This is a genomic window from Peribacillus sp. NPDC101480, assembly GCF_050277335.1.
Classification (GTDB): domain Bacteria; phylum Bacillota; class Bacilli; order Bacillales; family DSM-1321; genus Peribacillus.
In genome coordinates, this window is the sequence record NZ_JBNNSB010000002.1 from 316414 (window position 1) to 334675 (window position 18262).

The window sequence follows — 18262 nt, forward strand, 5'->3', positions numbered from 1 at the left end:
TTTAAGGATAATATTGACTCTTCCATTTTAGAAATATATTATTGTTATAAACTTATAAGCAGATGTTATAAAAGGATCTTCCTAGCCTTTAATCGTTATATCCAGCTTTTTTTGAGAGGGAATCGACTGTCAAACCTTTCTTTTCCAGCCATTTTAGCTTTGTATTTTAAAATCCAACTGAAGTGGGTGATTGTTTGAATTTCCTATCCCTCCGCTATTTCATAGAGGTTTCTAACCATCTTAGTTTCAGCGAGGCTTCCAAAACCCTGCATATATCCCAGCCCGGACTTAGCCAACAGATTTTATCCCTCGAAAAACAATTAGGCTTTAAACTATTGAATCGAACCACAAGAAAAATTACATTGACGGAAGAAGGAGAGTACATCTATAAAAAACTTGCTCCTTCCTTTGAAGATATTGAGAAAACAGTAAATTACATAGTTGAACATAAAGCTATCCCCAAGCCTAAATTGAAGATTGCTACCGTCCCCTCTGCAGCTAGTATATATATCCCGAAGTTACTGAAAAAGATAGTGGGGGAATACCCGGATACAGAATTTTACGTGCATGAAACGACATCCTCAAGGGCTGTAAAACTCGTAAACCAACAAAATTACCATATTGGTTTCATCAGAACGCCCATTCACAGTAATATCATCGCCAATGAAGGATTAAGCATGATTGAATTCATGAGGTTCCCTTTACAATTAGTCGTCTCCATTGATCATCCACTGGCCCAAAAGGATTCGATACATTTATACGAAGCAAAAGATGAACCTTTTATCCATTATGATGCCGTTCAAGCACACTCCCTTCAATTCCTTTTGGAAAAAGCTTGCCTGACTGCTGGATTTTCACCTAAAGAATTATGTAAAGGCTCTGAATTACTGACAATCGCCAATCTAATATCCAATAACCTCGGCGTAGCACTCATGCCGGAAGATATGGTAAGTTTGTTGGGAAAAAGCCAAGTTAAAGCCTTGAACATCGATAACTCGGAATTATCCAGTTCCATATCGGCAGTTTGGAAAAGCACGGATCCATCCATTCTGACCAAGCATATTTTGAAAACGTTAGAGAATGATGATGGTTTTAACGATATATGAGATTCTTGGTTGGAAAAATGCTGCGAAACGACTCGTAAAAGGGGCAATTATAGTGAAATGAATTATACTATCGGTGAAAAAAAGCCCCATTTCTCTTTTATGAAACTGAGAAATGGGGCTTTTAATATTGAATGATTTCACCTTTTAAACTTCCTATTGGCGATATAACTAAATTAGCAAACTCCCATGCATAGCATGCTTTGACTTAAGAAAATATAAATACTCTATTCCTTCAGCGGTAATCTTAGTGCCGGCCCTTCCTCTGCCTTTGACGACAAACCCTTCGATTTCTAAAATATCCAAACGGCGACGAATCTGCTGAGGGGACAAGACAAAGTCCGATTCTTTACTTTGATTAGAAATCAGTTCTCTGCTTGCCGCTTTTCCTTTATCGTTGTATTGCTTAATTACTTCCAAGATAAAAGCGCGCTCCTGATTTTCCAACACACTTTCACAGACGGGATAATCTGCCGTCACACTGTCTTCCTTATTCCCGTGCATGAACGGAAGGTCACTTTTCGTCACGACATTCCCCTCACAAACCGTCAACATGTAATCGATTGTACTTTTAAGTTCCCGTATGTTGCCGGGCCATTCATATTGCATGAAATATTCCAGTACGTCTTCCTCTACTTTTACCCACTTCCCGCTTTTTGTGATGAGGTGCTTTATCAAAAGTGGAATATCCGCTCTTCTCTCTTTGAGTGACGGTATGTAAAGATTGAGCACATTCAGACGGTAAAACAAGTCTGTTCGGAATGAACCGTCCCGCATCTTATCATGAAGGTTTTTATTCGTCGCGGTAATCACCCTGACATTAACGGGAATGATTCTCTTGCCGCCAATTCTGCGGATTTCCCCCTCCTGAAGAACTCGAAGCAGATGGGATTGAACGGTGAGACTTATGTCACCAATTTCATCCAAAAAGATCGTCCCTTTATCCGCCATTTCAAACAGTCCTTTCTTTCCTCCCCTTTGCGCTCCTGTAAATGCCCCTTCCTCGTAGCCAAACAATTCACTTTCAAGTAAAGTTTCTGTTAAAGCGCTACAGTTAACCGCTAGAAATGGCCCGTTCTTTCGCAATGAATGCTCATGAATCGCATGAGCAAACAGCTCTTTTCCTGTACCTGTCTCTCCCTGAATCAAAATCGGATGCTCCGACAAGGCAAGCTTCTTGGCAATCTGCTTACGCTCTTTCATTACTTCATTCTCGCCGATAATATCGTCAAAGCAGTATTTTGAATAAAATCCTTGATTGCGCATTTCTCTTTGTGCAGTCTTTTCTATTTCAAAGGCTTGATGTACGCTTTTGAAGGTTGCGACAATTGTATTTTCTTTCATCATTTGCAACCGGAAAATTACGACATCCACGCCGTCTATGTTGAAGAACTTGCTTTCATCATTACCTTCCATGATGAAATCGATAATATCACGGCGATCCATTACATGCTCTAGATACTGATTAACCACATCTTTTGCATCAACATGGAACAATGCCGCAAGCTGGTTATTGAATACCGTTATCAGACCTTCCTCGTTAACGACCAATATTCCGTCATCGACAGTACACAACACATTTTGGATATGATCACTCATTTGCTTGGCATCCCACTCTGCATGTAACAGCTTACGTTGTAATTCAATTATATTACTAATATACCTTTCAGAAATCTTAGAGGATATATCCTTGTGTAAACCACAGCATTCTACAACTTCCAGAATTGTTGTTATATCAAAAAGACGCACGCCTATATCGATTACTTCTTTTATGTAAGAGGGGCACAGATGAGTTTCTCCTGGTGATACAGCTATTTGGACATTCTCATAAAATAAAATTCCCTTCCTGAAAGGGATAAATTGAACATGATCGACACCAAGCTGATATAAGGATTCAATAAGGTTTATAGTTGCATCGTCATCATCATTCACCAAAAGCACTGTCGAACCCTCTGGTATTCTTAATAGCTTGTCAATGTATTCATGATTAACAGTTCTCTTTCCCACAATTATTTTCTGGGCACTTACGCCATACTTTCCCATTTTCTTATCATAAGCTGCATCTGATGAATACAAGATAATTCCATCTCCCAGAGAATGAGGTATTCCCTCATCGGTAGCGTGGCTGTTGACATGAACGTAGTCTCCAAGCAGTTGTTCCAGTTGCTCCTGCAAGGCTTCCTTTGTTTTTGAGCTTCCCGCTATAAGTGTAAGTGAGAATTTTGACATAAAAACACCTACCTGTCTTTAATTGGTTTTATTATATCACCAAAAAGAACCAATAATGACCTTTAACTTCAATCCAACCAATAAGTTCTCATAAAAATCAATTACTTCATATTGGCACAGAATTTGCTTATATATTGAATTGTCGTGATTGAGTTGACGTGCCTATGGATTTGAAAAGGAGGGAAACAGCAGAATACTTGAAAAACAGTTGATAGTCGATAGGCTGGCAATATTTTGTTAGCGTATTAGTTCCATGTACTTATTTTAAATACAAAGGAGAGACATTCATGAGCCAAGTAGAAGAGAAGGCTGTTTCGCTTGAAACAGCGGGAGAAAAAGAGAGAAAAATCAATGTTTTTGTATTGCTGCTCTGCATTCTCGCAATAGCAACTCTATTTACTTACATTTTGCCTGCCGGGGAATATACACGGATTGAAGCAGATGGACGGACAACTGTTGACGCCAATTCTTTCAAATGGATAGAATCTGCACCGGTGGAATTGTTCGATATGATAAAAGCTATTCACACAGGGATGGTTGAAGCCGGCAATATTATCTTTTTCTTATTGATTATTGGAGGGTTTTTCGGTGTTTTAAGAGCTACAGGGACGGTTGATGTGCTCATCGCCACAATGGCTCGGAAGTTGGCGACACGTGAAAAGCTATTAATTCCTGTCGTGATGCTGTTTTTTGCTGTAGGCGGCTCCTTAATGGGAATGGCAGAAGAAACACTTGCTTACCTTCCTCTTATCATTCCGCTGGCGTTGGCCCTGGGGTTCGATACAATTACAGGTACTGCCATCGTCATTGTAGGGGCATTGTCAGGGTTCACGACTGCCATCATGAATCCCTTCACTGTCGGACTTGCACAAGGAATTGCTGAATTGCCGATGTTCTCAGGAATAGGGTTACGCCTTATCTTATTTATTATCGTCTACCTTGTTTCCGTTCTTTATATCTATCGTTACGCTATGAAGGTCAAGAAAAATCCTTCTATAGGAATCTACGGAAAATATACAAAAGAAGAAGCAAAAAAACTGCTCCAATCAAGTGCGAAATTAACTGCAAGACATAAATTCATCTTAATCTCTTTTTTGATTAATTATATCGTCTTGGCATTTGGTGTCATCAAGTTCCAATGGTACATTACAGAAATTACAGCCTTATTCATTGTTTTAACAATCGTAATTGGAATCTTCGGAAAATTGTCAGCGGATCAAATTGTCAACTCCTTTACCAATGGATCTGCAGCCTTGCTAGGCGGTGCTTTGATTATTGGCGTATCACGCGCCATTCTTGTTGTATTGAATGATGGGCATATCGTCGACCCTATGCTGCATCAAGTATCTGAAGCTATCCAGCATATTCCGGCCTATTTAAGTGTTGCCGGCATGTACAGCTTCCAAACTCTTATTCATTTTATTCTCGCATCCGGCACCGGTCATGCAATGTTGACCATGCCAATTATGATTCCACTCGCAGACTTATTGGATATTACACGCCAAACTGCAGTGTTGACTTTCTCTTTTGCGGACGGAATCGGAAATATGATTTTCCCAACCGCTACCACATTAATGGCGGGCTTGGCAATCGCAGGCATACCTTGGACAAAATGGGCGAAGTGGATTCTGCCGCTGGTACTTATTCAATATCTCATTGGATTAATAGCTGTCATAACGGCCCACTTCATCGGATATGGTCCATTTTGATAAAAATCACGAATTCATTACAGGAGGAGAAACGCATTGCTTACTTTAATCAAAAATGGCGAGATATACTCACCCAATTACTTAGGACGGAAAGACGTTTTGATTACAGATGAAAAAATTGCATTCATAGATGACAGAATCGAGATTCCTGACAACTTTGCTCCTATTCATATCATTGATGCGACCAATCTTTTAATTGTTCCAGGTTTCATAGATTCACATGTTCATATTATTGGCGGAGGCGGTGAGGGTGGATTCAAAACCCGCACCCCTGAGCTGATGCTTACGGACATTACGACTTCGGGTATTACAACGCTTGTCGGATTGCTTGGTACGGACGGAACTACGCGTAGAATGGAAAGCCTGCTTGCCAAGGCCCGGGCACTTGAAGAAGAGGGTATTTCCTGTTTCATTCATACAGGCTCCTACCAAGTGCCAGTAAAAACATTGACAGGAAAAATTGAAGATGATCTTATTTTTATTGACAAAATCATCGGTGTCGGGGAAATTGCCATCTCCGACCATAGATCATCAGAACCCACTTTTGAGGAATTGACCAAAATCGTCGCAGCCGCACGTAACGGGGGTATTCTGTCAGGAAAAGCAGGTATATTAGAAGTTCATGTAGGAGACGGTGATGGTGAGCTCTCGTTGTTACATGCAATTGCTGATAAAACCAATATTCCGATTCGGCAGCTCCATCCGACACATATCAACCGAAATGAAGAATTATTCAAGGCGGGAATCAATTACGCTAAACGGGGCGGGTTCGTAGACTTTACAACAAGCACCATTCCTCAGTTTCTGGATGATGGTGAAGTAAAGTGCAGCATTGCCTTGCGCATAATGCTTGAAGAAGGGATTCCAGTAGAACAAATCACCTTCTCTTCAGACGGTCAGGCAAGTCTTCCGTTTTTCAACAACCATGGGGAGTATGCAGGCCTTCAAGTAGGAAAAGTATCTTCGCTATATCACGAAGTGCGTGATTCTGTTTTAGAAGAAGGAATCCCACTTGAAACGGCACTGAAGGTCATCACCACGAATCCCGCACGAGTGCTGAAACTATCAACCAAGGGCAGTATCCAAACCGGCAATGATGCTGATATTGTGCTATTGCAAAAGGATACTTTGGCAATTGTCACTGTAATGGCAAAAGGACAAGTTATGGTAGATAAGGGTATTCCGTTGATAAAAGGGACATTTGAATGAGTTTAGACAGGATACCAATTATCGAAAAATTTTCACGTCTCGCAATAATACTGTGAAGAATCGCTAAAGGGGCGATACTTAAAAAAGTCGAATTCCTAATTTTGAAGGAATTCGACTTTTATTTTTTACAGTCATCATAGCCTGTCTCCTTTTTTGAACTATCAACCTGTTAGTTCATTAGGCAACAAAACCTGTAAATCCTCGATATATATCTACTTTAAGTATCATCTCCATTTATCAAGACAATCGAGAAACCTATCAATCACTTTTTATTTTTGAGCCTTCGCCTATGTACATACTAATTCATTTCTTCAGAGAGCCTTGAAGCTAGATAGAGGTCAGCCAAATAAGGAAGTACTATGCAACGGCTGAACTTTCGCCTTCGGATCAATATAGGCTTTGGCATTATTGACTGCCGTAGGACCTTCACCAAACCCGGATGCAATTAATTTAACCTTTCCATCATACGTACAAATATCCCCTGCTGCATAAATGCCTGGAATATTCGTTTCTTGTTTGGAATTAACGACAATTGCATTTTTGCTGATGTTTAGTCCCCATTCTTTAATCGCACCAAGGGAAGAGACAAATCCGTAATTAATAATTAAATCATCTATATCAATCACTTCTTTTTGTTGCGTCTTAGTTTGTTCTAAAACAATTTGCGTAATTCTTTCTGCTCCTACCAGTTCGGAGGGAATATAAGGTGTTTTGACCTCAACAGAGGAATTCACTAATTTTTCCACACTATGTTCATGGGCACGGAATTTATCTCTTCTGTGTATCAATGTTACCTTTTCAGCAATCGGCTCTAACATAAGGGCCCAATCAACAGCAGAATCTCCACCGCCAAGTATCGCCACTTTTCTACCTTTAAAGCGGTTCATATCATTCACGAAATAATGCAAATTCTTATTTTCGAACTGTGTTGAATCTTCCAATTCCAGTTTACGAGGCTGAAAAGCTCCATTTCCAGCAGTAATGATCACTGATTTGGAGAAATGAGTATCGAGGTTTGTAGTGATTTTAAATGTTCCGTCTGCTAGCTTTTCCACCTGTTCAACTGCTTCTTCAAGACAAATTGTTGGTTCGAATACTTTCATTTGTTCTTTTAAATTCTCTATCAATTCCTGGGCCCTTACTTTTGGAAATCCAGCTATATCATAAATGAATTTTTCGGGATAAAGAGCTGATAGCTGTCCTCCCAATTGAGGAAGGCTTTCAAGGATTTTCACCTTTGCTTGCCTCATTCCTCCATAAAACGCCGTAAACAAACCAACTGGGCCGCCGCCAATAATTGTTATGTCATAGACCGTTTTTTCTTCTGTCAATGTAATCACTCCTTATGCTTCCAGGGTGGTTGCTCATACTGAATATGATTTATTGGTAGTAAGGCATGTACTGACTACAAGTAATTCTTACTTAATTCTTTGTTCCAAAAATGACTGATAAAATTTGTTGAATATCCACCCTTTAAAAGACAATCTGGATATGTCACAGTTTAAAAATCTATAATTCTGTTATCTGTCACAATCGCACCTAAAATATTATTCAAATTTATTAGGGTTACCATCAAAGGATAATTGAGCCACTTTTATAGAATCTGTTGGACATCCTTCTGAAGCATCTATCATATCTTCCTCAAGTTCTTCAGGTATAATCGCTGCCCCAACATTATTATCCAATATAACAAACGCAATACCCTCTTCATCGTAATCATAAATATCCGGAGCTGAAGCACCGCAAGCTCCGCAAGCAATACAAGTATCTTTATCCACGATTGTATAATTAGCCATTTTTTGTATCCATTCCTCTCTCTAATCTAGGCCCTGGTTTTTTACTAAAGTATTTGTAGAAGCCTTTTCCTACTCAATATCGTTCAAAAATGCCAAAATGCTCGAATTAAACTTTTCAGGATTTTCCTGATAACACAAATGCCCGCCTTCTGGAATTATCACGAGCCGGGAGTTCATTAACTCTTCATGAATTGCTTCCGACTCCTTTATAGGAGTTACAGTATCCAACTCACCACAAATTACAAGAACAGGGACATTTATATGAGATAACAAACTCATTTGATTTAGATGATAAAGTGAATTTGCCACCGAACGATATCCTGCCGGTCTTATCTGTGTCATAATCTCTTTTACTCGCTTATAGACTTTTTCTGAAGCATGGGGAGATAGCAATGCTTGTATCCTCTTTTCCGCGATCTCCTCAGTAGAAAGGTTTTCAATTGAAAATAATCGATTTTTCAATTTCGTCTCGTTCTCCTCTGGGGTTAGAGCAGCTGCCCCTCTTGTCGAATCGGACAATATAAGTTTATTAACCTTATTAGGGAACAGGCTACAGAACTCTATCGCGATTGCCGCTCCCATTGAATGGCCAAGCAGATGGATTTTTTCCAGCTTTAGCTGATCTAGCATGCCGTTCAGAATATGTGCAAACTCTTTAAAATACTTAAATTCTTTTGCTGGATCTGAACTTTTCCCATAACCCGGTGCATCCCATGCAATTACTGTATAATGCTCCTTTAATTCCTGGATTTGCTCCTTCCATGACTGTGAATTATTACTCATGCCGTGTAATAATACTAAAGGTTCTCCATGACCTTCTTTTTCATAATGAATGCTTAAATCTTCTACTTTTACGTATGGCATAATATCAATCCCCTTTTAAGGTGAATCTCTGATTCTTAAAACACCTGTACTTTAAATATCTTTCTAAAAAAAGCGAATGATTTACTATATTTATATTTCGCATGGAACTAGCTTTCGTTCCAATTATGAAAGTGCTTCCTATCCTGAAGTTCAGCAGGAAATTCCACTTCCGTTCCCTAATTTAGCTAAAACAGTATTAAAAAACTGTGCCAGCTTAGCCAAGGCCCCGCACTGACAATCCGCCATCGCTGGAAATGACCTCACCGGTGATTGCGCGTGATTCGTCGGAAGCTAACAGTACATACGCTGCAACGTGATCTTCCGGCATCTGGGCAAGTTGAAGGATATTCCGTTTTTTTATGCTGCTTGCTTTCGTATCATTATCGACGATATTCACAAATGGACGCAGCGGCGGGATTACAGTAAGTGCTGTCAATGTCCCCCCTGGGGCTACCGCATTTACCCGGATGGAAGGAGATAGTTCGAACGCAAGCTGGCGCATCAATCCAATTTGGGCGTGTTTGCTCGCTGTATACCAAACACCGCCGCCATCTGGATAAAAACTTGCACCGGACACGGTAAAAATAATATTGCCATTTGTTTTTTTCAGTTCTTCAAGAGCGGCTTTCGCCCCGAAAAAAGAGCCTTTTACGTTAATATCGAGAAGGTAATCATATGCTTCGGAAAGCGCCTCAGGAGTCACATCGGCAAATTTGGCAAATCCATCGAACACGCCGGCATTCGCCACGAAAACATCCAACTTTCCGAATTGCTCAACAGTAGCTTGGACCGCTTGCTCATTGTCTTCGTATTTACTTATATCTCCCTGATATGTAAGGATATTTTCACCAAATTCTTCCTTCATTTTCGCTAACGTGTCTTTAGAGCGGCCGATGATGCTCACTTTTGCTCCTTCTTGTATAAAGCGGCGAGTGACAGCCTCTCCAATTCCAGAAGCTCCCCCTGTAATCCATACGACTTTATCTTTTAAGGCCATTCCCATTGTCTCAACCCCTTCTATTATCTTTCAAACGTGATGAACGGTTATACAAAGAACGGTTCCTTCAAGTTTACGTCTTGCAAGCTAGCACATTTTTTCATAATTTTATGTTTTATACACGAAACAATGTTTTTTATATAAATAATTCTAAAATGTAATCGCTTTATTGTCAATGAAAAAAAATGAAACTATCTTCGGGAATACATTCTGCGGTTACCCTTACTACTGCGGCACTCGTCAATAAGTATGATTTTTTTTGTGGTTTCTCAGTAAGATTCTAGCGCCCATCTTACCGAGAAACCCTACTAAAAAACATATTAACTTTTTAGCGCTTATAGTGTTACTTTGTTTCCTGTCGCATTACTTAGGTGATATTCGGCAACTTCTTGTTTAATCATAAATAAGTACGCCACAAACCCAAGAATGGCTGCTACAATCAGCATGGCAATGGAGGGACCAAAATCACCGCCGGACAAATCGCGGCTCCACCCCATAATGTAGCTTGAAAACCCACCCATAATATTCGTGAATCCCATTAAACCGGCTGCGCGGCCAGCTGTTTCAGGTGTTGAAAATTTGATGATGAAGAAATTGGTCAGGTGAAACATTCCTCCTTGAGTTCCCATTGCGAGCCCCATGGAAACGCCAGCGAAAATAGGATTTGGTGCAATGACGGCGATTGTCAAAAATACAGCCGTTAGTATGAAAAGAATCGTCGCAAGCAAACTCGGACGCTTCGTTTTGTCCGCCAGAAATCCGCCAGCCAGGACAAATCCAAGCGCGAATAGCCACGATAATGAAGTAATCCCAGTCATCGCTTCCCTTTCAAACCCTTTGGCCTCAACGAGATATGTAGGCAGCCAAATACTGATTCCAAAGAAAAGAAAGGACGACATCAAATTGCCAAACCAGACAATCCAATAACGATAATCCTTTGCAAAGAATTGCTTCGACTGCACATCATCCGCTTCGTCTTTTTGGCGAATATAGGAGACTTCTTCTTTACTCATGCGCGGATGCTCTTCTGGCGTATTACGTGCCAAAAACAGGAACATTGGAATATTTATAAACAAGTTAAATGCGGCGAGAGCAAAGAACGCTGCCTGCCAATGAAACGTTGAAATAATTAGTATGAGCATAACGGTACCCACCGCCGGGCCAAGGTAGTTTCCAGTTATCCAGAATGACTGTGCCCTGCCAAGCTCTCGTTTATTAAACCAATTCGAAATGAATTTTCCCGATATCGGGATCATCATCCCCTCCCCAATTCCGAGGATTACCCTACTGATTAAAAACATTTCGTATGAAGTGGACAGCCCGCCCATTACCATTGTCGCTGTCCATACCAGTAAACCTAAAACTGCTGTTTTCCGTGCCCCTAACTTGTCGATGATAACTCCCCAAAAAATGTTGGAACAGGAGTATGAAATCATGAATATAAAGGAGATCAAGCCAATTTTCGCATTTTTATCCGGGCCAGTTAAACCAAGGTCACTTAAAAATCCCGGATCGGTTTGGATAACAGAGATACCTACTTTATCAATCTGTCCGAAAAACCAGAAGAAAAAAATAGGAATCGCAATGTACAACCATCTTTTTTGACCTTGTAACATGTTATTTCCCCCTTTTAGTAGGATCTTTTGAATGCGCTTTCATGATTTCGATAAAGAAAATGTCTTTCAAACAATCAACTTCACCAATTCCCCCTTTCAAAAGATTGCAGCAACAATCGTTTTATATACAAAACAATGTTACCGGTATTTAATGTCATAATGTTATATTTAATTTTCGCAATAGTCAATAATATTCAGATTAATATTTTTTCAACAGAAAAAGTAGTTTTATATTCAAAACTTATTAAGGTGTTTCTTCGATTAAAACAAACAGAAACAATACCTTAACCTTATATCTAAAACCGGATTACGTTTCTGCTAGTTCTCGAGCCTTAGGTAAATAATGTCCAAAAGATGCTGCGAACTAAAAGTCTGCTAAAGTCTCGTGTCCGTTCAAATAAAATGTTTTAACCGGGAACAGTATGGCGGTTTCTACATACCTGTCCAACATCCCGACTTACGCTGCCGCTTTAGTCCGCCATTTCACAATTTCCGCGATATGTAACCCCAAAATTGAAGTATGATTCACTAATTCACCTCATTCATTATCGTTTTTCCTTTTATAACGATTCATTATAAATTTATAAAAATTAACTATTTTTATTATTTATCACACAATGTTAGCATTTTGTTATAAGTTATTTGAAAGGATGAGAGATGAATGGATATGTACTATTCTGAATTCGCAGTATTCGGGCTGGGCCCCATCGGAATTGAAATTCTACGCAGTGCTTATCAAACGAATCCGCAATCGATTATCGGGGTTGTCGATATTGCTCCCGATAAGGTAGGAAAGGATATTGGATTACTTATCCATGAAAAGGAAACGAACAAGTGTGTAGTCTCTCATATACGGGATGTAAATACAGAAGCTGACCACCCTATCGCCCTACACGCAACCGGTTCCGACGCACAACAAGTATGGCCTCAAATCAAAGAGCTGCTAGATCACGGCTTTTCTGTGGTTTCCACCTGTGAACAACTTTCCTTCCCATGGCATCGCTACCCAATACTTGCAAAGGAAATAGATGATTATGCTAAAGCTAAAGGGCTTAGTGTCATTGGGACCGGAATCAATCCAGGTTTCATCATGGATACTATGGCCATTTCATTTACAACAGTATTGACCACGGTTAACCAAATTAAGGTCAATCGTAAAGTAGATGTTTCGAAAAGGCGCCTCCCCTTGCAAAAAAAGGTCGGAATCGGGATGACCAGAGAAGAGTTTGAATTTTTAGCCCAACGGAATAAAATTGGGCATGTAGGTCTTGAGGAGTCTGTCAGGTTGATCGCCTATGGGCTGAATTGGAAACTTTCAAGTGTAACCAATACCATTGAACCAACGATTGCGAGCGAAAATATGACCGTTCCGCTAACTGCCTTAAAACCAGGGGATGTTAATGGGCTTCATCAAATTTCCACTGGCAAGACAGTGGACGGAAAAGAAATTTCCTTGGATTTAACGATGTCTGCAGGTATTAAACAGGAAGATGAAATCGTTATTGAGGGGAACGAAACCCAAAGGTTGATTGTTCCAAACGGCATCTTTGGAGATACCGCAACTGCTGCAATGATTATCAATACCGCTAAGCAAATTGATACGCTCCGTAAACCAGGTTTACTTACAATGGCTGACATCGGGGTGCCGAGAAATATAAATCAATCACACTTTGTGCGTATGTAACGGCTAACCAACAATCTTGCGATACAGTCTTACGATATTGGAAAAGGTGAACCCCGAATGGTTCACCTTTTCGTTTTGGTTCAGCTGAGCATGCCAGCATGACAAAAAACCACCATAAGCGGTGGCTTTACTTCCTATATGTTAGTATGTAGGAATCGACTATCTTATGTAAGCTATCTTATTTCAGAAAAATATATTCCGAAAATGACATGATTTTTCTATTTTCATTTATATGTTTGAGAACCAAGCTTCACGGAAATGGCTTTGGCAGCTTTCGTTACCTTGTCAATCAATTCATCCAAGCGATCTTCCTGAAATCTTGCTTCAATCCCAGCGACACTAATACCAGCTACTATTTCACCTTTACCATTGAGTATCGGTGCACTCACTGCTTTTGTATAATCCTCAAGTTCTGATGAAGTTATCGTGTAACCATTCATTCTCGCTTCATCCAAAGCGTGACGGAGTTCAGTTTTATCCGTTATCGTTCCAATGGCGATTGGTTTTAATTGAATGCTTCCCAAATAATTTTCACGCTCTTTTTCTGGCAAATACGCTAAGATGATTCGAGAATCCCCAGCATACAATGGCGAACGCCTTCCAATGGATGTATAAAGTCGAACAGGATGCAGGGTGTCCACCTTTTCAATATACATCGCTTCATCCTTATCCCTCACAATTAAATTCACTGCTTCTTCAACATCATCCCGAAGGTCTTTCATGATCGGATAGGCGATTGACCTGATATCCAAACGCTCCCCTACCAGTTGACCAAACTGCAGGAATATCAGTCCAAGGGAATAGTGGCCATCTTCGTCCTTTGTTAAAAACCCCATTTCTTCCAATGATCCCACCATACGGTGTAACGACGTTTTCGGCAAATTGGAAAGTTCCATCATTTCATTAAAGGTCAGTTTTGGATGATTTATGAAAAGGGTCAGGATTTGCATGGATTTCACGACCGTTTTATTATGTGCCTGCATACATTGTCTCCTTTCATGATACATGTTTTCCTTAACTATCATTCTATTATAAAACATGAAAAAAGGGATGTAATGCCTTCAGTAAAATATATATTTAAGCGTGAACAAAAAAAAGAAAGCACTCTTAAGAGTACTTTCTCATCGTTTGCGTTCTTTGCAGAAGAAACTATATATCCAGCCATTTGTTCAGGGCCAAGGATATCGAAACTTGCAATTCCTTCAATTGCCATTCTTTTTGAAGGAATTGCCGTTCAGCCTCCTTTAAGTTCACCCGTGAGAACTGAATGGATTCCCCTGGTTTAACCTGAGCGATACTTGGTAAATCCGCCGTAATCACCTGAGCTATCTTAGGATATCCCCCGGTTGTTTGGCTATCCGCAAGGAGAATGATCGGGTTTCCATCAGGAGGAACCTGAACGGACCCATTTGTGACCGCTTCAGATAATAACTCCCCATTATCCTTTAATTTCAGTGTAGGGCCTGAAAATCTATATCCCATGCGGTCGGATTGATTGGAAACTTTAAATAAACCCGCTACAAAACTATCTTTACTTGAATCTGTGAAATACTCATATTGGCTTCCATCGATGAAACGGATTAGAGGTTTTCCTCCTGGCATGAACTCCTTCTCATTGACAAACCACTTTGGGAAGGAAAATGGACCTTTGAACGCCCGATCACCAAGATTTTTCGAAGGTTCATTAAACTCCAAGACATCATCAGCCTTTAATGCCCTCCCCATATAGCCGCCAATCTCAGCCCTTAGATATGTGCTTTTACTGGCCATAACTTCGGGAATAGCGAAGCCGCCCGCTACTGTTAAGTAAGCCCTGCAACCTGATTTACACCCTTCAAACCGAAGCACCGATCCACTTTTCACAAGAATGGGCCTCCACATCGGTACAGCATGATTATCGATTGTAGGTGATAAGTTTCCACCCGTTATCGAAATCAGGCAATTTTTCTCGAATTTAATGGTCGGCCCCATTAATGTAATTTCCAAGGCCGCTTCTCCTTCTTCATTGCCAACCAGCATATTGGCAATTCGTAACGAATGTGCATCCATCGCCCCGCTTACAATCACCCCATGTTGCTGGAATCCTTTTCTTCCAAGGTCCTGTATACTAGTCAATAATCCCGGTTTGATTACGCGCAGGCTCACTGTATCTCCTCCTTAAGGATCATTTCTTTATATTCTTGATCCGAAATCGGATGGAACTTCACGATGTCTCCTGCTTGTAATAGACTTGGAGGATTTACATTCGGTAAAAACATTTTGGTTGGCGTCTGTCCGATCAATTGCCATCCACCAGGTGTTGATATAGGATATACACCCGTTTGCATACCGGCGATTCCTACTGCCCCTACCGGAATGGTCATACGGGGAGAGGAACGCCTAGGTGTCGCGATCTTCTCTGACAGTCCGCCAAGAAACGGGAAACCTGGTGCGAACCCAATCATATAGACCAAATACTCCCCAGTTGAATGAATATGAATGACTTCATCAGTAGTCAAATCATTATAACGGGCAACATATTCCAAATCCGGTCCATATTCCTTCCCATAGCACACAGGAATGGAAACTGTTCGATGTGAGAGTTTCCTATCTTCTTTTAAATCCTGTAATTTCATTTCCAATATGGAACGGACCACTTCATAGGGAGATATGGTTTCAGTATCATTGCTTTGTTTTCGCTCCTTATAAATAACCAATGGATCATAAAAAACCGTCAAATTAGTATAAGCCGGTACACATTCTATAAACCCTGCAAAAGGTTCATCCTCCAGCAAATCCTTAAACAATTTTATTTTTTTGTGAACGCTGTATTCCATTCCATTCCCGAATGTTATCACGATTGCGGAATCGCCCAATGGAGAAAGTGTACATGCAGTTTTTTTCAAAAGCTTTTCCGGCATAGGAATCATCTCTTTCTGTTCGTTATAAAACTCCTAATTTTTCATCACGAATGTCCGTTATGAACATATGTCCAGGTGCATGCGTGATCATGATCTCCGGTTTAGTCTCCATAGCAATGGATTGAGGAGTTACACCACATGCCCAAAAGACCGGGACTTCCCCTTCACGAATCGTTACTGGATCACCAAAATCCGGATGCTGAATGCTGGAAACACCGATCGCCTCAGGGTCACCAATATGGATTGGAGCCCCATGAACTGCAGGAAACCGCGATGTCACTTGAGCTGCCCTCACCACATCCTTTTGTGGAATCGGCCTCATGCTAGCCACCATTTTCCCATGAAAAATCCCTGCTTCGATACACGGGATATTGGTTTTATACATAGGTACATTACATCCCTCTTCAATATGACGAATCGATATATCATTATTCAAAAGGGCGTGCTCGAAAGTAAAGCTGCACCCGATTAAAAATCCAACCATATCGTCTTCCCAGTAGTTTGAGATATCCGTTACTTCTTCCACTAATTCTCCATATTTATATACCCTATATTTAGGAATATCGGTGCGTATATCCCCAGAATTTGCTGCAAATGCGGGAATGGGTGAACCAATTTCCGTAACGTCCAGCAATGGACAGGATTTAGGGTTACGCTGACAGAATAATAAAAAATCAAAAGCATGCTCTTTTTTTAAGATGGCTAAGTTCGCTTGTGCATAACCGTTAGCCATGCCAGCTGTCGGTTTTATCAATTCGTTGTTTCGAATCATTGAACGCAACTCAGCCGGGGTAGCTTGAGAAAGGTCGATCATTAGTATTCATCTCCTATTACGAAGTGGCAGAAAGTGACAAACTGACACGCCACTTCCACCTTTATTTATTGGATTTTCATTCATTAATCATTAAAAAAGTGCCGGCAGTTGTTTCATTAATGTATATACGCCCATTAACGCCATGATGACAACCACGAATACACCGGAAATCGTTAACCATAAAGGATGCTTATAATCACCCACGATGTTTTTCTTATATGCGGCAATTAGCAATGTTCCAAGAGCAATTGGTAAGATGAGTCCATTAATTGCCCCAACTACAAGCAGTACTTTAACCGGTTGACCAATTAATAGAAAGCAAATGGTCGATACGGCTATAAAGCCAATGATTATCCAGTTTGCCTTATTATTTATCTTTTCGCTGAAAGTTCTGATAAATGAAACCGAAGTATATGCCGCTCCAACAACAGACGTGATCGCTGCAGCCCACATGACGACACCAAAGATTTTATATCCTATATCACCGGCAGCGAGCTGAAAAACGGATGCTGCAGGGTTATCCGGATTAATTTGTAAACCTTTCGATACAACACCAAGTACTGCTAAAAATAACGCAACACGCATGACTGTCGTAATCAATATCCCCATTACCGAGCTCTTCGTGACCTGAGGTAATGAGTCAACGCCCTTCACGCCTGCATCCAATAGACGATGGCCTCCCGCAAAAGTAATGTAGCCGCCTACAGATCCACCCACTAATGTAACGATTGCGATAATATCGATTTTATCAGGTGCAAAGGTCCTCACTACTGCTTCCCCGACTGGAGGAGAGGTTGTCCAAGCGACATAAATCATCAAACAAATCATGAAAAATCCGGCAATTTGCGTAAAACGGTCCATGGCTTTCCCTGCTTCTTTCACTACAAAAATCAGTACGGCGATGACTGCGCTTATTGCCGCACCGGCTGTTGGGGATATTCCCGTCATTGCATTAAGACCTAATCCAGCTCCTGCTATATTTCCAATATTAAAAGCCAGCCCCCCCATAACGATCAGAGCTGCCAGTACATAACCCAGCCCAGGAAGGACCATGTTTGCAATTTCCTGACCGCGTTTTTCGGATACAGCAATAATGCGCCATACATTTGTTTGGGCAAATATATCAAGAATGACCGAAATAAGAATAACGAATCCGAAACTTGCCGCAAGACTTTGGGTATAAACGGTTGTTTGCATTAAAAAACCAGGCCCTATTGCCGATGTTGCCATTAGGAATGCCGCACCTAACAATAAAGTGCGGTTCGTTTTTGGCTTAGTCGGATTCTTTTTCTGTGCTGTTGTATTTTTGATTGGCTCCAATGGAATCTGCCTCCTGATTGT

Annotated in this window: 15 protein-coding genes; 4 read left to right on the top strand and 11 right to left on the bottom strand. The window is 40.6% G+C overall.

The window, feature by feature from the left end; translation table 11 throughout:
• Nucleotides 1–194: 194 nt before the first annotated feature.
• Nucleotides 195–1106, top strand: a complete 912-nt coding sequence (locus ACQKMF_RS09130) for a LysR family transcriptional regulator (protein WP_230176426.1) — start codon at nt 195–197, stop codon at nt 1104–1106.
• A gap of 168 nt (nt 1107–1274) precedes the next feature.
• Here the strand turns inward: ACQKMF_RS09130 and ACQKMF_RS09135 are convergent, their stop codons facing one another.
• Complete coding sequence (locus ACQKMF_RS09135; protein WP_427572710.1) at nt 1275–3332, bottom strand: sigma-54 interaction domain-containing protein; 2058 nt, start codon at nt 3330–3332, stop codon at nt 1275–1277.
• 287 nt (nt 3333–3619) lie between these two features.
• On the opposite strand from ACQKMF_RS09135, the gene ACQKMF_RS09140 reads away from it, so the two are divergent.
• Both ACQKMF_RS09140 and iadA read left to right on the top strand, forming a co-directional pair.
• Nucleotides 3620–5041, top strand: a complete 1422-nt coding sequence (locus ACQKMF_RS09140; protein WP_101221845.1) for a YfcC family protein — start codon at nt 3620–3622, stop codon at nt 5039–5041.
• A 36-nt stretch (nt 5042–5077) separates the two neighbouring features.
• Complete coding sequence (gene iadA, locus ACQKMF_RS09145) at nt 5078–6250, top strand: beta-aspartyl-peptidase (RefSeq protein ID WP_427572713.1); 1173 nt, start codon at nt 5078–5080, stop codon at nt 6248–6250.
• Between the two features lie 338 nt (nt 6251–6588).
• Here iadA and ACQKMF_RS09150 read toward each other — a convergent pair whose 3' ends face one another.
• The 5 genes from ACQKMF_RS09150 to ACQKMF_RS09170 all read right to left on the bottom strand — a co-directional run bounded on the left by ACQKMF_RS09150 (nt 6589) and on the right by ACQKMF_RS09170 (nt 11523).
• The gene (locus ACQKMF_RS09150; RefSeq protein ID WP_260357467.1) at nt 6589–7581 is read right to left on the bottom strand and encodes an NAD(P)/FAD-dependent oxidoreductase; all 993 of its coding nucleotides are present in this window, start codon (nt 7579–7581) and stop codon (nt 6589–6591) included.
• A 216-nt stretch (nt 7582–7797) separates the two neighbouring features.
• Nucleotides 7798–8046: a ferredoxin gene (locus ACQKMF_RS09155; RefSeq protein WP_101221842.1), complete on the bottom strand. Its 249-nt coding sequence runs from the start codon at nt 8044–8046 to the stop codon at nt 7798–7800.
• 69 nt (nt 8047–8115) lie between these two features.
• Nucleotides 8116–8910, bottom strand: coding sequence for an alpha/beta fold hydrolase (locus ACQKMF_RS09160; protein WP_427572715.1), 795 nt, complete (start codon nt 8908–8910; stop codon nt 8116–8118).
• A gap of 214 nt (nt 8911–9124) precedes the next feature.
• The gene (locus ACQKMF_RS09165; RefSeq protein WP_232782869.1) at nt 9125–9913 is read right to left on the bottom strand and encodes an SDR family NAD(P)-dependent oxidoreductase; all 789 of its coding nucleotides are present in this window, start codon (nt 9911–9913) and stop codon (nt 9125–9127) included.
• A 329-nt stretch (nt 9914–10242) separates the two neighbouring features.
• A complete protein-coding gene (locus ACQKMF_RS09170) occupies nt 10243–11523 on the bottom strand; it encodes an MFS transporter (protein ID WP_137018415.1) in 1281 nt (426 codons plus the stop codon).
• A gap of 661 nt (nt 11524–12184) precedes the next feature.
• On the opposite strand from ACQKMF_RS09170, the gene ACQKMF_RS09175 reads away from it, so the two are divergent.
• On the top strand, nt 12185–13207 hold the full coding sequence (locus tag ACQKMF_RS09175; RefSeq protein WP_427572718.1) for a hypothetical protein: 1023 nt from the start codon (nt 12185–12187) through the stop codon (nt 13205–13207).
• A gap of 224 nt (nt 13208–13431) precedes the next feature.
• Here ACQKMF_RS09175 and ACQKMF_RS09180 read toward each other — a convergent pair whose 3' ends face one another.
• The 5 genes from ACQKMF_RS09180 to ACQKMF_RS09200 form a co-directional block, all read right to left on the bottom strand.
• The gene (locus ACQKMF_RS09180) at nt 13432–14190 is read right to left on the bottom strand and encodes an IclR family transcriptional regulator (protein WP_402942341.1); all 759 of its coding nucleotides are present in this window, start codon (nt 14188–14190) and stop codon (nt 13432–13434) included.
• A 166-nt stretch (nt 14191–14356) separates the two neighbouring features.
• Complete coding sequence (locus tag ACQKMF_RS09185) at nt 14357–15352, bottom strand: biotin-dependent carboxyltransferase family protein (protein WP_427572720.1); 996 nt, start codon at nt 15350–15352, stop codon at nt 14357–14359.
• Complete coding sequence (gene pxpB / locus ACQKMF_RS09190; protein ID WP_427572722.1) at nt 15349–16107, bottom strand: 5-oxoprolinase subunit PxpB; 759 nt, start codon at nt 16105–16107, stop codon at nt 15349–15351. Before pxpB ends, ACQKMF_RS09185 begins: the two co-directional genes overlap by 4 nt.
• Before the next feature lie 22 nt (nt 16108–16129).
• Nucleotides 16130–16921: a putative hydro-lyase gene (locus tag ACQKMF_RS09195; protein ID WP_402942334.1), complete on the bottom strand. Its 792-nt coding sequence runs from the start codon at nt 16919–16921 to the stop codon at nt 16130–16132.
• A gap of 90 nt (nt 16922–17011) precedes the next feature.
• Complete coding sequence (locus ACQKMF_RS09200; RefSeq protein ID WP_402942974.1) at nt 17012–18151, bottom strand: NRAMP family divalent metal transporter; 1140 nt, start codon at nt 18149–18151, stop codon at nt 17012–17014.
• Nucleotides 18152–18262 lie beyond the last annotated feature (111 nt).

Bases quoted from the DNA above. Each gene is read 5' to 3' on its own strand.
- ACQKMF_RS09135 (WP_427572710.1), bottom strand. From the start codon at position 3,332: ATGTCAAAATTCTCACTTACACTTATAGCGGGAAGCTCAAAAACAAAG.
- ACQKMF_RS09170 (WP_137018415.1), bottom strand. From the start codon at position 11,523: ATGTTACAAGGTCAAAAAAGATGGTTGTACATTGCGATTCCTATTTTT.
- ACQKMF_RS09155 (WP_101221842.1), bottom strand. From the start codon at position 8,046: ATGGCTAATTATACAATCGTGGATAAAGATACTTGTATTGCTTGCGGA.
- ACQKMF_RS09195 (WP_402942334.1), bottom strand. From the start codon at position 16,921: ATGATCGACCTTTCTCAAGCTACCCCGGCTGAGTTGCGTTCAATGATT.
- pxpB (WP_427572722.1), bottom strand. From the start codon at position 16,107: ATGCCGGAAAAGCTTTTGAAAAAAACTGCATGTACACTTTCTCCATTG.
- ACQKMF_RS09200 (WP_402942974.1), bottom strand. From the start codon at position 18,151: ATGGCAACATCGGCAATAGGGCCTGGTTTTTTAATGCAAACAACCGTT.
- ACQKMF_RS09180 (WP_402942341.1), bottom strand. From the start codon at position 14,190: ATGCAGGCACATAATAAAACGGTCGTGAAATCCATGCAAATCCTGACC.
- ACQKMF_RS09140 (WP_101221845.1), top strand. From the start codon at position 3,620: ATGAGCCAAGTAGAAGAGAAGGCTGTTTCGCTTGAAACAGCGGGAGAA.
- ACQKMF_RS09160 (WP_427572715.1), bottom strand. From the start codon at position 8,910: ATGCCATACGTAAAAGTAGAAGATTTAAGCATTCATTATGAAAAAGAA.
- ACQKMF_RS09165 (WP_232782869.1), bottom strand. From the start codon at position 9,913: ATGGGAATGGCCTTAAAAGATAAAGTCGTATGGATTACAGGGGGAGCT.
- ACQKMF_RS09175 (WP_427572718.1), top strand. From the start codon at position 12,185: ATGGATATGTACTATTCTGAATTCGCAGTATTCGGGCTGGGCCCCATC.